General features: G+C 57.2%; 13 protein-coding genes. 10 read left to right on the top strand and 3 right to left on the bottom strand.

Annotated features, from left to right (window positions below):
- Positions 1 to 3: 3 nt before the first annotated feature.
- On the bottom strand, positions 4 to 432 hold the full coding sequence (locus ACVV26_RS14175) for a DoxX family protein (RefSeq protein ID WP_474797779.1): 429 nt from the start codon (positions 430 to 432) through the stop codon (positions 4 to 6).
- Positions 433 to 577: 145 nt separating this feature from the next.
- Between ACVV26_RS14175 and poxB the strand changes: the two genes are divergently transcribed.
- The 4 genes from poxB (at position 578) to ACVV26_RS14195 (ending at position 5,895) form a co-directional block, all read left to right on the top strand.
- A complete protein-coding gene (gene poxB / locus ACVV26_RS14180; RefSeq protein WP_474797781.1) occupies positions 578 to 2,296 on the top strand; it encodes a ubiquinone-dependent pyruvate dehydrogenase in 1,719 nt (572 codons plus the stop codon).
- A gap of 38 nt (positions 2,297 to 2,334) precedes the next feature.
- Positions 2,335 to 3,336, top strand: coding sequence for a low-specificity L-threonine aldolase (gene ltaE / locus ACVV26_RS14185; RefSeq protein WP_474797783.1), 1,002 nt, complete (start codon positions 2,335 to 2,337; stop codon positions 3,334 to 3,336).
- A gap of 12 nt (positions 3,337 to 3,348) precedes the next feature.
- Positions 3,349 to 4,797, top strand: coding sequence for an SDR family oxidoreductase (locus ACVV26_RS14190; protein ID WP_474797785.1), 1,449 nt, complete (start codon positions 3,349 to 3,351; stop codon positions 4,795 to 4,797).
- 87 nt (positions 4,798 to 4,884) lie between these two features.
- Positions 4,885 to 5,895 carry a 3-beta-hydroxysteroid dehydrogenase gene (locus tag ACVV26_RS14195; RefSeq protein ID WP_474797787.1) on the top strand — a complete coding sequence of 337 codons (1,011 nt, stop codon included), beginning with the start codon at positions 4,885 to 4,887 and terminating at the stop codon, positions 5,893 to 5,895.
- Here ACVV26_RS14195 and ACVV26_RS14200 read toward each other — a convergent pair.
- Together ACVV26_RS14200 and ACVV26_RS14205 are read right to left on the bottom strand one after the other, a co-directional pair.
- Positions 5,892 to 6,722, bottom strand: a complete 831-nt coding sequence (locus ACVV26_RS14200) for an N-acetylmuramoyl-L-alanine amidase (RefSeq protein WP_474797789.1) — start codon at positions 6,720 to 6,722, stop codon at positions 5,892 to 5,894. The two genes, ACVV26_RS14195 and ACVV26_RS14200, sit on opposite strands and share 4 nt — an antisense overlap.
- Complete coding sequence (locus ACVV26_RS14205) at positions 6,719 to 7,042, bottom strand: heavy metal-binding domain-containing protein (RefSeq protein ID WP_183169132.1); 324 nt, start codon at positions 7,040 to 7,042, stop codon at positions 6,719 to 6,721. Before ACVV26_RS14205 ends, ACVV26_RS14200 begins: the two co-directional genes overlap by 4 nt.
- A gap of 167 nt (positions 7,043 to 7,209) precedes the next feature.
- Here ACVV26_RS14205 and ACVV26_RS14210 point away from each other — a divergent pair, with 167 nt between their 5' ends.
- The 6 genes from ACVV26_RS14210 (at position 7,210) to artJ (ending at position 11,788) form a co-directional block, all read left to right on the top strand.
- A complete protein-coding gene (locus tag ACVV26_RS14210; RefSeq protein WP_474797791.1) occupies positions 7,210 to 7,746 on the top strand; it encodes a lipoprotein in 537 nt (178 codons plus the stop codon).
- A 215-nt stretch (positions 7,747 to 7,961) separates the two neighbouring features.
- On the top strand, positions 7,962 to 8,690 hold the full coding sequence (gene artP / locus ACVV26_RS14215; protein ID WP_474797793.1) for an arginine ABC transporter ATP-binding protein ArtP: 729 nt from the start codon (positions 7,962 to 7,964) through the stop codon (positions 8,688 to 8,690).
- 20 nt (positions 8,691 to 8,710) lie between these two features.
- A complete protein-coding gene (artI, locus tag ACVV26_RS14220; protein WP_474797795.1) occupies positions 8,711 to 9,442 on the top strand; it encodes an arginine ABC transporter substrate-binding protein ArtI in 732 nt (243 codons plus the stop codon).
- A gap of 7 nt (positions 9,443 to 9,449) precedes the next feature.
- Positions 9,450 to 10,166, top strand: coding sequence for an arginine ABC transporter permease ArtQ (artQ, locus tag ACVV26_RS14225; protein WP_474797797.1), 717 nt, complete (start codon positions 9,450 to 9,452; stop codon positions 10,164 to 10,166).
- Complete coding sequence (artM, locus tag ACVV26_RS14230) at positions 10,166 to 10,834, top strand: arginine ABC transporter permease ArtM (RefSeq protein WP_474797799.1); 669 nt, start codon at positions 10,166 to 10,168, stop codon at positions 10,832 to 10,834. The genes artQ and artM overlap by 1 nt, the downstream gene beginning before the upstream one ends.
- A gap of 219 nt (positions 10,835 to 11,053) precedes the next feature.
- On the top strand, positions 11,054 to 11,788 hold the full coding sequence (gene artJ / locus ACVV26_RS14235; protein ID WP_474797801.1) for an arginine ABC transporter substrate-binding protein ArtJ: 735 nt from the start codon (positions 11,054 to 11,056) through the stop codon (positions 11,786 to 11,788).
- Positions 11,789 to 12,404: the final 616 nt, after the last annotated feature.

Here is a 12,404-nt window from a genome sequence, read left to right on the forward strand (position 1 = left end):
TCTTTACCGCCACGTCCCGCCCAGCGCATACCGTCCTGCGCCGAGAAACGCCACCGCCAGCGCCGCCACGAAGAAGTAGACCAGGCTTTCAATCGCCCACGCCCCGACTTTATCGAGCATAAAGGTTTTATCCAGCCCTACCAGCAACCAGGCCACCACCATAGTAAACGCCAGCCCCAACGCGGACAGCCGCGTCAGCACGCCGAGGATAATCAACACCGGCGCGGCCACTTCTCCCAACAGCACGCCATAGGCGACAAACCCCGGAATACCGTGCGCGGTTAGCATGCCCGCAATGCCATCCACGCCGCCAAACAGCTTATGCAGGCCGTGAAACAGCATCAGGCCCCCCACGCTCAGCCGTAACAGCAGCTTGCCCAAATCCTCCTTGCTGAGTGCGTTATTCACCGCCCCTATCACCTTCGCTACCATGTGAACCCCCGTTTTTTTGTTAGATGAGAATAATTTACACTTAATTATTATCGGCAGTGAGCTGCTGAAAATGAGAGGTTACCCGGTCTGCATCCGGTAATGGACTACGCTTTAAGCGAAATCAGAATGCATAAAAGGAGATCCAATGAAACAGACCGTGGCGGCGTATATCGCCAAAACCCTGGAACAGGCTGGCGTAGCGCGTATCTGGGGGGTGACCGGGGATTCATTAAACGGGCTGAGCGACAGCTTAAACCGCATGGGTACCATCGACTGGATGCCGACGCGCCATGAAGAAGTGGCGGCGTTTGCAGCGGGCGCGGAAGCGCAGCTTACCGGCAAACTGGCGGTGTGCGCGGGCTCCTGCGGGCCGGGGAATCTCCATCTGATTAACGGCCTGTTTGATTGCCACCGCAACCATGTGCCGGTGCTGGCGATTGCCGCGCATATTCCGTCGAGCGAAATCGGCAGCGGTTATTTTCAGGAAACCCATCCGCAAGAGCTGTTTCGCGAATGCAGCCATTATTGCGAGCTGGTATCCAACCCGGAGCAAATCCCGCAGGTGCTGGCGATAGCGATGCGCAAAGCGGTGCTCAATCGCGGCGTGTCGGTAGTAGTATTGCCGGGGGACGTGGCGCTACAGCCTGCGCCGGAAACCGCCAGTACCCACTGGTATTCTGCCCCGCAGCCGGTTGTCGTACCGGAAGAGAGCGAACTGCAAAAACTGGCCCAGGTGCTGCGTTATTCGAGCAATATCGCGCTGATGTGCGGCAGCGGCTGCGCCGGGGCACACGAACCGCTGATCGCCTTTGCCGAAAAACTTAAAGCGCCTATCGTCCACGCGCTACGCGGCAAAGAACATGTGGGATATGACAACCCCTACGATGTGGGGATGACCGGGTTGATTGGCTTTTCCTCGGGCTATCACACTATGATGAACGCCGACACGGTGATTTTGCTGGGCACGCAGTTCCCCTACCGGGCGTTCTACCCCACCGACGCCAAAATCATCCAGATTGATATCAATCCGGGCAGCATCGGGGCGCACAGTAAAGTGGATATCGCGCTGGTGGGCGATATTCGTGCCACCCTTACCGCTCTGCTACCCATGCTGGAAGAGAAAACCGACCGTAAATTCCTCGACAAAGCGCTGGAGAATTATCAGGAAGCGCGCAAGGGGCTGGACGATCTGGCGAAGCCAGGCGACAAGCAAATTCACCCGCAATATCTGGCCCAACAGATTAGCCAGTTCGCCGATGACGACGCCGTTTTTACCTGCGACGTGGGTACGCCGACCGTCTGGGCGGCGCGCTATCTGAAAATGAACGGTAAACGCCGCCTGCTGGGCTCGTTTAACCACGGTTCGATGGCCAACGCCATGCCGCAGGCGCTGGGCGCGAAAGCCAGCGCGCCTGACCGCCAGGTGATAGCGATGTGCGGCGACGGCGGGTTCAGCATGCTGATGGGCGATTTCCTGTCGGTAGTGCAGATGAATCTGCCGATCAAAATCGTGGTGTTTAATAACAGCGTGCTGGGATTTGTGGCGATGGAGATGAAAGCCGGCGGCTATCTCACCGACGGCACCGATCTGCATCAGACCAATTTCGCCGCCATCGCCAACGCCTGCGGCATCACCGGAATTCGCGTGGAAAAACCCGAGGAGCTGGACGCGGCGCTGAACCAGGCGTTTAAAACCGACGGACCGGTGCTGGTGGATGTGGTAGTGGCGAAAGAAGAACTGGCCATCCCGCCGCAAATCAAACTGGAACAGGCCAAAGGGTTTAGCCTGTATATGCTGCGCGCTATCATCAGCGGGCGCGGCGACGAAGTGCTGGAGCTGGCTAAAACCAACTGGTTCCGGTAAAAAGTAGGGCATCTCCTCGATAATTAAAAGGATATGCCGTGATTGATTTACGCAGTGATACCGTAACCCGGCCAGGGCGCGCCATGCTGGAGCAGATGATGGCGGCCCCGGTTGGGGATGACGTCTACGGGGACGACCCCACCGTTAATGAACTTCAGGCTTACGCTGCCCGGCTCAGCGGAAAAGAAGCCGCCTTATTCCTTCCTACCGGCACCCAGGCCAACCTGGTCGGGCTGCTGAGCCACTGCGAGCGCGGCGAAGAATACATCGTCGGCCAGGCGGCCCATAACTACCTGTTTGAAGCTGGCGGCGCGGCGGTGTTAGGCAGCATCCAGCCGCAGCCCATTGAGGCGGAGCTGGACGGCACGCTGGCGCTGGATAAGGTGGCCGCTAAAATTAAACCTGACGATATCCACTTTGCCCGCACCCGTTTACTGGCGCTGGAAAATACCCACAACGGCAAAGTGCTGCCGCGCGACTATCTCCAGCAGGCCTGGGAATTCAGCCGCGAGCGCGGGCTGGCGCTGCACGTCGACGGCGCGCGTATTTTTAACGCCGTGGTGTCCTACGGCTGCGAGCTGGAAGAAGTGGTTCGCTACTGCGATTCGTTCACTATCTGCCTCTCCAAAGGTCTGGGCGCGCCCGTGGGTTCGCTGCTGGTCGGTAGCCACGACTACATCAAACGCGCTACCCGCTGGCGGAAAATGGTCGGCGGCGGTATGCGCCAGGCCGGGATCCTGGCGGCGGGGGGAATGTACGCCTTGCAAAACAATGTGGCTCGCCTGAAAGACGATCACGATAACGCCGCGTGGCTGGCCGGGGCGCTGAAAGAGATCGGCGCGGACGTGCGTCGTCAGGACACCAATATGCTGTTTGTGCGCGTGCCGCAGCAGGACGTCGCCGAACTGCGCGAGTTTATGAAGCGCCGCGATATTCTGATTAGCGCCGCGCCGGTGACGCGTCTGGTGACGCATCTGGACGTCAGCCGCAAGCAGTTAGCGGAAGTGGTCGACAGCTGGCAGCAGTTTCAACAACGGTAACGAGGAGCAGGGATGAGCGAGTCGCAGCGGATATTGGTTCTGGGGGCCAGCGGGTATATAGGCCAACATTTACTTCCCAGGCTGAGCGCCGAAGGGCATCAGGTGATTGCCGCTGCGCGCAATGTCGAACGGCTGGAAAAGCGCCAGCTACCGGGCGTGACCTGCCACACCCTGGATTTATTGTGGCCGGAAAACTTGCCCGACCTGCTGGCGGGTGTCGACACGCTCTATTATCTGGTACACAGCATGGGCGACGGGCGGGATTTCGTGGAGAAAGAGCGCCAGGCGGCGCTGAATCTGCGCGATGCGCTGCGCCAGACGCCGGTGCGCCAGGTGATATTTTTAAGCTCTTTACAAAGTAAAGACGCGCCTTCGGATCATCTGCGGGCGCGCCAGTTGACCGCCGATATCCTGCGCGATTCCGGGGTGCCGGTGACCGAATTGCGGGCGGGCATTATTATCGGCGCGGGCTCCGCCGCCTTTGAGGTGATGCGCGACATGGTTTACAACCTGCCGGTACTGACGCCGCCGCGCTGGGTGCGTTCGCGCACCACGCCTATCGCGCTGGAAAACCTGCTGGTGTATCTGCTGAAGCTGCTTGATTACCCGTCCACTGAGCATCGCATTCTGGAAGCCGCCGGGCCGGAAGTGCTGAGCTATCAGGAACAGTTCGAGCGGTTTATGAAAATCAGCGGCCGCCATCGTCCGTTGATCCCCATCCCCTTCCCCACCAGTTGGATCTCGGTGTGGTTTCTCAACATGATCACCTCAGTGCCGCCTGCCATAGCCCGGGCGTTGATCCAGGGGTTGAAGCACGATCTGCTGGCGGACGACACCGCCCTGCATGAATTAATTCCGCAGCAGCTGATTTCCTTTGAGGACGCGGTTCGCGAGACGCTGAAAGAAGAAGATAAACTGGTGAATTCCAGCGACTGGGGTTATGACGCCCAGGCGTTTGCGCGCTGGCGTCCCGAATACGGTTACTACCCAAAACAGGCGGGCTGTACGCTGAAAACCTCCGCCAGCCTCGAATCGCTGTGGAACGTTGTTAACCGTATCGGCGGTAAAAAGGAGCGCTACTTTTTCGGCAATTATCTGTGGAGCACCCGCGCCGGAATTGATCTGCTGCTCGGCCATAAGCTGGCAAAAGGCCGCCCGGAAAACGCGCTGTTGCAGGTCGGCGACGCCGTGGATAGCTGGAAGGTGATTATCGTCGAGCCGGAAGCGCAATTGACGCTGCTGTTTGGCATGAAAGCGCCCGGCCTGGGGCGGTTGTCGTTCAATTTACGCGATTTGGGGCCGGAACGGTCGCTGGACGTCCGCGCCTGGTGGCATCCCCACGGCACCCCCGGATTATTCTACTGGCTGGTGATGATCCCAGCGCATTTGTTCATCTTTCGCGGCATGGCGCGTCAGATTTGCCGGCTTGCCGAACAGGAAGAGCAAAAACACCGGCGCTAACTCTGAATCTTTCGCTATTCTGATTGCATAGCCGTTGATTTCACGAAAGAATGCGCGGCGTTATTTTCTCTTACAGAGCGGGCAGCAATGAAGGTACTGGTCACGGGCGCCACCAGCGGTTTAGGCCGAAACGCGGTCGAGTATTTACGCCAGAAAGGAGTAAGCGTCCGGGCCACCGGGCGCAACGAGGCCATGGGCAAACTGCTGCAAAAAATGGGCGCGGAATTTATCCACGCCGATTTAACCGAACTGGTTTCCTCCCAGGCCAAACAGATGCTGACGGGTATCGATACGCTGTGGCACTGCTCCGGCTTTACCTCGCCGTGGGGCACCCAGCAGGCATTTGATATGGCTAACGTGCGCGCCACCCGTCGTCTCGGCGAATGGGCGGTTGCCTGGGGCGTGCGCAATGTGGTGCATATCTCCTCGCCATCGCTCTATTTCGATTATCACCACCATCGCGATATCAACGAAGAGTTCCGCCCGGCGCGCTTCGCCAATGAGTTCGCCCGCAGTAAAGCGGCAGCGGAAGACGTCATCCAACTGCTGGCACAGGCCAACCCCAATACCCGGTTTACTATTCTGCGTCCGCAAAGCCTGTTCGGGCCGCACGATAAAGTGTTTTTCCCGCGTCTGGTGCAGATGATGCGCCACTACGGCAGCATTTTACTGCCACGCGGCGGGGAGGCGCTGGTGGATATGACCTATCACGAGAACGCGGTCCATGCGATGTGGCTGGCCAGTTCCGCCAGCTGCGATGCGTTGCCGTCCGGGCGCGCGTTTAACATCACCAACGGCGAGGCGCGCCCGCTGCGCCAGATCGTTGAGCAGCTGATTGCCGAGCTGGGCATTCGCTGCCGCATACGTTCAGTACCGTATCCGATGCTGGATATCATTGCCCGCAGCCTGGAGCGGATGGGCAACAAGTCGGAAAAAGAGCCGGCCCTTACTCATTACGGGGTTTCCAAGCTCAATTTCGATTTTACGTTGGATATTACCCGCGCCGAAAACGAGCTGGGTTACCAGCCCCTCGTCAACCTGGATGAAGGGATCACCCGTACCGCGCTGTGGCTGAAGGATCACGGTACGCTGCGTTAACCCCGTCCGTATTTTTCCAGTAACGCCTGGGCGATGGCCTGGGTTTCTGCATCGGCCACGCCGTCATAGCGCGCGGGCCGGAAATGCATCTGAAAAGCCTCAATTACCCGTTTTTGCTGGGCGGGCGTCATCTCCGGCGTCACTTCATAACCGTATTGAGCCAGCAGCGCCAGCAGGTCGCCGCTGTCCACCGGTTGATACGGATTTCTGCCCATTAGCCAAAAATTCACTCGCGCCGGATCGGGCCATGCGCCGATGCCCTGCTTCGCCAGTTCTGCCCACGGAAACAGCGGGCCGGGATCGTCTTTGCGTTGGGGCGCGATGTCGGAATGCGCGACCACGTTCACCCGTAGTATGTTGTAACTATTAATGATATCCCGCGCCAGTTTCGCCAGCACCTCGATTTGCACCGGGTTAAACGGTGAGAACTGCTTTTGCCCGCCCTGCAGCCGCCAGCCGTGGTTTTCCAGCTCGATACCAATCGAAGTATCGTTAATCCGGTTGGTGCCGCGCCAGTAGCTAATGCCCGCATGCCACGCCAGCTCCTGTTCCGGCACCAGTTGCCAGATCACCGGTTTGCCGTTGCGCACCGGCGGGTTATCCGGCACCAGATAATGGGCGCTGACGTTGCGATCGGTCAGTGTGGCGAGGGAGCTGTCAAAATCGTCGGCAGTGTAGTGAATCACCAGCACTTTGATGCGCGGGTACGCCGCCTGGGCCGGGCGACGTAAATCCACCTGGTAATCACCCCGGTCGACAATCCCCTTTTCACCCGCACAGCCCGCCAATAGCGCGGCCAGCAAGAGCAGTAAACCGCGCATGCTCATCGACGGGTTTTCACCGCCGTTCCGGTGACGCTGACCATCAGCATGCTGCTGTCTTTGCCGACGGTTTCATAATCGATATCAATGCCGATCACCGCGTCGGCCCCTAACCCCCGGGCCTGCTCTTCCAGCTCGCGAAAGGCGATTTCCCGGGCTTTACGCAGCTCTTTTTCATAGGAGCCGGAACGCCCGCCGACGATGTCGCGAATGCCCGCGAAAAAATCGCGGAAGATATTGGCCCCGAGTATCGCCTCGCCAGTCACCACGCCGCAGTACTCGACAATGGTGTGCCCTTCAAGATTTGGGGTAGTGGAAAATTGCATAATCGCTCCTTCTTTGGCTATCAATGCGTTAGCACAGATTATCAGACACGGGTATGAATCGATACGCTATGCTTACCTGAAGCCCGCTGGTGCTCCGGCATTACGGGCTCAACCTAAGCAATGCTCTGACAAATACCGTAGTCCTTCAGAGAAGATAAGGAAATAAAATGCGCCCATTAGCTTTGACTCTTGTTTTGCCCTGCGCGCTGTTACTCAGCGCCTGCGCCACCGACTCGACCACGGCATTTAAGGATATCGGCACCCGCGGCGGCCCCTGCGTCGAAGGCGGCCCGGACAGCGTCGCGCAAAAATTCTATGACTATCGCATCGCAAATCCCACTGCCGGAACCCGCAATCTCGGCGCGCTGCGTCCGTATCTGAGTGACGATCTGTACGCGGAACTGCAAAAAGCCAGCACCGATAGCGCCAATAACGCTTTCCTGCGCAGTGATATTTTCTCCAGCCGCACCACGGCACCCTCCCAGGCCAGCGTATCCAGCGCTTCCACCATCCCGAATACTGATGCACGAAATATTCCGCTACGCGTGGCGTTAAACCAGGGTAGCGAGCGTTGGCAGGATGAAGTGCTGATGATCCGCGAAGGCCAGTGCTGGGCGGTAGACGATGTGCGCTATCTTGGCGGCTCGGTCCACGCCCCGGCAGGCACGTTGCGCCAGTCGGTTGAAGACGATCTGCGCAGCTAACCGGCGCTGCCAGCGGGATGGGAATGGCGGGTTTGAAAATAGTCTGACTTTACTGCATAAACTGGATTTTTATTCTCGCCTCCCTCCTGCCCCGTTATTTTGTGCTAAGTTTAAGGCGCAACAGGGGATATTTTTAAGTTTTAACCCACAAATATTGCATAACTATTCTGCTAACGTTACTATTCGCGGTCTCAATTGCTATTCAACAGTTTCGCATGAGTATTCAACTAAACGGCATTAATTGCTTCTACGGCGCACATCAGGCGCTGTTTGACATCACCCTAAATTGCCCTCAGGGCGAAACGCTGGTGCTGCTTGGTCCAAGCGGCGCGGGAAAAAGCTCGCTGCTGCGCGTACTCAACCTGCTTGAGATGCCGCGCTCCGGGCAGCTCACTATCGCCGGTAACCATTTTGACTTCGTCAAAACGCCGGATGATAAAGCGATTCGTGAACTGCGCCAGAACGTAGGCATGGTCTTTCAACAGTACAATCTGTGGCCCCATTTGACGGTGCTGCAAAACCTGATTGAAGCGCCGTGCCGCGTATTGGGCCTTAGCAAAGCAGAAGCCCGCGCCCGCGCCGACAAACTGCTGGAGCGCCTGCGCTTAACGCCGTATGTGGATCGCTATCCGCTGCACCTTTCCGGTGGTCAACAGCAGCGCGTGGCCATTGCCCGCGCCCTGATGATGGAGCCGCAGATCCTGCTGTTCGACGAACCGACAGCGGCGCTGGACCCGGAAATTACCGCGCAAATCGTCAGCATCATCCGCGAACTTTCGCAGACCGGCATCACGCAGGTTATCGTTACCCATGAAGTCGAAGTGGCGCGCAAAACCGCGAGCCGCGTGGTGTATATGGAAAACGGCCATATCATCGAGCAAGGGGATGCGAGTTGCTTTACCCACCCGCAGACCGACGCGTTTAAATACTACTTATCTCACTGATGTTGATCGGGACAATGACAATGAAAAAAGTACTGATTGCCACGCTGCTTGCCAGCATGAGCCTGTCCGCCGCGGCGGCGCAGACCATTCGTTTTGCCACGGAAGCCTCCTACCCTCCGTTTGAATCCATGAACGACAAAAACGAGATCGTCGGTTTTGACGTGGATTTAGCCAATGCGCTGTGTAAAGAGATCGACGCCACCTGTACTTTTACCAACCAGGCGTTCGACAGCCTGATCCCCAGCCTGAAATTCCGCCGTTTCGACGCGGTGATGGCAGGGATGGATATCACTCCTGAGCGTGAAAAACAGGTGCTGTTCACGAATGCTTACTACGACAACTCCGCGCTGTTCGTGGGCCAGCAGGGTAAAGTCGCCAGCATCGATCAGCTGAAAGGCAAAAAAGTGGGCGTCCAGAACGGCACCACCCACCAGAAATTCATTAACGATAAGCATCCGGAAATCACCACCGTACCGTACGACAGCTACCAGAATGCCAAGCTGGATCTGCAAAATGGCCGTATTGACGCGGTATTCGGCGACACCGCCGTGGTAACCGAGTGGCTGAAAAGCAACGATAAACTGGCTGCCGTCGGCGATAAAGTCACCGATAAAGATTACTTCGGCACCGGCCTGGGCATCGCGGTTCGTCAGGGCAACACCGAACTCCAGCAGAAATTCAACGCCGCGCTGGAGAAAGTGAAGAAAGACGGCACCTACGAAACTATCTATAGCAAATGGTTCCAGAAGTAATAGCTGAATGAACGAAATGTTTCCTTTAGCAAGCGCCGCCGGGATGACCGTCGGCCTTGCCGTTTGCGCGCTGATCATCGGCCTGGTGCTGGCGATGATCTTCGCGGTTTGGGAGTCCGCTAAATGGCGGCCTTTCGCTTGGATCGCCACCGGCCTGGTCACGATGTTCCGTGGGCTGCCGGAAATTCTGGTGGTGCTGTTTATTTATTTTGGCTCGTCACAGCTGCTGCTTCTGCTTTCCGATGGTTTCACCCTGAATCTCGGTTTTGCCCAGATCCCGGTGCAGATGCAGATTGAAAACTTCAACGTCAGCCCGTTCCTGTGCGGCGTTATTGCCCTGTCGCTGCTGTATGCCGCCTATGCCTCGCAAACGCTGCGCGGCGCGCTAAAAGCGGTGCCGGTAGGCCAGTGGGAATCCGGCCAGGCGCTGGGCCTGTCTAAGGTCGCGATTTTCTTCCGGCTGGTGATGCCGCAAATGTGGCGCCATGCGCTGCCCGGTCTCGGCAACCAGTGGCTGGTGCTGCTCAAAGACACCGCGCTGGTGTCGTTAATTAGCGTGAACGATTTAATGCTGCAAACCAAAAGCATTGCCACCCGCACCCAAGAGCCGTTTACCTGGTATATCGTGGCGGCGGCGATCTATTTAGTGATTACGTTAATCAGCCAGTACATCCTGAAACAGATCGATCGGCGCGCTACGCGCTTTGAGCGGAGACCTGGCTGATGCTGGAATATTTACCGGAACTCCTCAAAGGCCTGCAAACCAGCCTGACGCTCACCGTGGCGTCATTGATTGTGGCGCTGATCCTGGCACTGCTGTTCACCGTGGTGCTGACCCTGAAAACGCCGGTGCTGTCGCTGGTAGTGCGCGGTTACATTACGCTGTTTACCGGCACGCCGCTGCTGGTGCAGATCTTCCTGATTTACTACGGGCCGGGGCAGTTCCCGACGCTCCAGGAATATCCGGGGCTGTGGCATCTGCTGTCTGAGCCGTGGCTGTGCGCCCTGCTGGCGCTGTCGCTTAACTCAGCAGCGTATACCACGCTGCTGTTTTACGGGGCGATCCGCGCGATCCCGGAAGGGCAATGGCAGTCCTGCCAGTCGCTGGGCATGAGCAAAAAAGATACCCTGGCGATTTTGCTTCCTTATGCATTTAAGCGCGCCCTGTCGTCCTACTCCAACGAAGTGGTGCTGGTGTTCAAAAGTACCTCGCTTGCCTACACCATCACCCTGATGGAAGTGATGGGTCACGGCCAGCTGCTGTACGGCAGAACCTATGATGTGATGGTGTTTGGCGCAGCGGGTCTTATTTACCTAATCGTTAACGGTTTGCTGACCTTAATGATGCGTTTGATTGAACGCCGCGCGCTGGCGTTTGAACGCCGTAACTGATGCTGTTTACCCGGCCCGAGACTCCCTGTCCCGGGCCGATTTATGGACGATTCCCTTCTGCATTTTCCTCACCGTTTTATCTTTCCAGAACGTCTCTCCACTTACCGTTAAAATATAATTATACATTTTTATTGCATATAAATTCATTTACTGGCATGGTGTATTCACGCCGGGTAAACGGTGATCCAGAATAAAAAATTGACAGACGGGAGCTCTACAATGAAAAAGTTACTCTTAGCGGCAATCCTCTCTACGGTTGCGATGTCTGCGGGCGCGGCAGAGAAAATCAGCTTCGGCTCCTCGGCCACCTACCCGCCTTTTGAATCGCTGGATGCCAATAACCAGATCGTCGGTTTCGATATCGATCTCGCGAAAGCGTTATGCAAACAAATGCAGGCGGAATGCACATTTACTAACCACGCGTTTGACAGCCTGATCCCGTCACTCAAATTCAAAAAATACGACGCGGTGATTTCCGGTATGGACATTACGCCTGAGCGCAGCAAGCAGGTGGCGTTTACCGAACCGTACTACGCTAACTCCGCGCTGGTGATCGCCAGGAAAGACACTTACAAATCGTTCGACGATTTGAAGGGCAAGCGTATCGGGATGGAAAACGGCACTACGCACCAGAAATACTTGCAGGATAAGCATCCTGAAGTGAAGACTGTGGCGTATGACAGTTATCAAAATGCGATTATCGACCTGAAGAATGGCCGTATTGATGGGGTGTTCGGCGACACCGCCGTGGTGAACGAGTGGCTGAAGACCAACCCGCAATTGGGTACGGCGACGCCGAAAGTGACCGACCCGCAGTATTTCGGTACGGGGCTGGGTATCGCGGTGCGCCCGGATAATGTCGCGCTGCTGAAGAAATTCAACGATGCGCTGGCGGCGATTAAAGCGGATGGTACTTATCAGGAGATTAATGATAAGTGGTTTCCAGAGCAGTAAATATTCCAGGCGCCGGAACGGGGGGCGGATATTTTCTTAAGGTGGAATGTTTCGTTCGCTTTGAGCATGTACATTTATGCGGCCTCAGAGTACGCGAACGAGTCAGGGACGCTCGCCGCCGCGTCCCCGACACCCCAGGCTCCCGGCCAGCAAAATCGCCGCTGCGCGGTTCCCTCGGCTCCCTCTCCTCGCTTCAGGTCGGTCGTGATGCTACATCCTGTAGCTCACGACCTCAGCCCCGCATCCCTGCGGGTCTGACCTGGCTCGTCAATTCCGCCTCGGCGATTTTGATGCCGGACTCAACACCCCCAACTGTAAGTTTTTTATTTTTTACAAAGCTGTCTTTGTCGCTGTGAGTATTTTTCATACTTTCAGCGACACGTTGGTTTCATTCAAAACCTGAACGTATTGCGGGGGTTTTCACTCCCCATCGAAATCGCCGAGGCGTTCGCGGGAGGCCGGGGCAAGCCGCAGGGATGCGGCTTGAGGGCGAGAAAGGCAGGATGCCGTATCTCGCCCGACCCGGAGCCGGACGCGATAAGCCGAGGGCACCGCGAAGCGGCGATTTCGCTCGGGGGAGCCGGGGGTGTTGGGGGCGCGGCGGCGAGCGCCCCCA

It is taken from the genome of Atlantibacter sp. MEI4A-1023 (genome assembly GCF_056155425.1).

Bases quoted from the DNA above. Each gene is read 5' to 3' on its own strand.
- artM (WP_474797799.1), top strand. From the start codon at position 10,166: ATGCTGGAATATTTACCGGAACTCCTCAAAGGCCTGCAAACCAGCCTG.
- ACVV26_RS14200 (WP_474797789.1), bottom strand. From the start codon at position 6,722: ATGAGCATGCGCGGTTTACTGCTCTTGCTGGCCGCGCTATTGGCGGGC.
- artJ (WP_474797801.1), top strand. From the start codon at position 11,054: ATGAAAAAGTTACTCTTAGCGGCAATCCTCTCTACGGTTGCGATGTCT.
- artQ (WP_474797797.1), top strand. From the start codon at position 9,450: ATGAACGAAATGTTTCCTTTAGCAAGCGCCGCCGGGATGACCGTCGGC.
- artP (WP_474797793.1), top strand. From the start codon at position 7,962: ATGAGTATTCAACTAAACGGCATTAATTGCTTCTACGGCGCACATCAG.
- poxB (WP_474797781.1), top strand. From the start codon at position 578: ATGAAACAGACCGTGGCGGCGTATATCGCCAAAACCCTGGAACAGGCT.
- ACVV26_RS14175 (WP_474797779.1), bottom strand. From the start codon at position 432: ATGGTAGCGAAGGTGATAGGGGCGGTGAATAACGCACTCAGCAAGGAG.
- ACVV26_RS14195 (WP_474797787.1), top strand. From the start codon at position 4,885: ATGAAGGTACTGGTCACGGGCGCCACCAGCGGTTTAGGCCGAAACGCG.
- ACVV26_RS14205 (WP_183169132.1), bottom strand. From the start codon at position 7,042: ATGCAATTTTCCACTACCCCAAATCTTGAAGGGCACACCATTGTCGAG.
- ACVV26_RS14190 (WP_474797785.1), top strand. From the start codon at position 3,349: ATGAGCGAGTCGCAGCGGATATTGGTTCTGGGGGCCAGCGGGTATATA.
- ACVV26_RS14210 (WP_474797791.1), top strand. From the start codon at position 7,210: ATGCGCCCATTAGCTTTGACTCTTGTTTTGCCCTGCGCGCTGTTACTC.
- artI (WP_474797795.1), top strand. From the start codon at position 8,711: ATGAAAAAAGTACTGATTGCCACGCTGCTTGCCAGCATGAGCCTGTCC.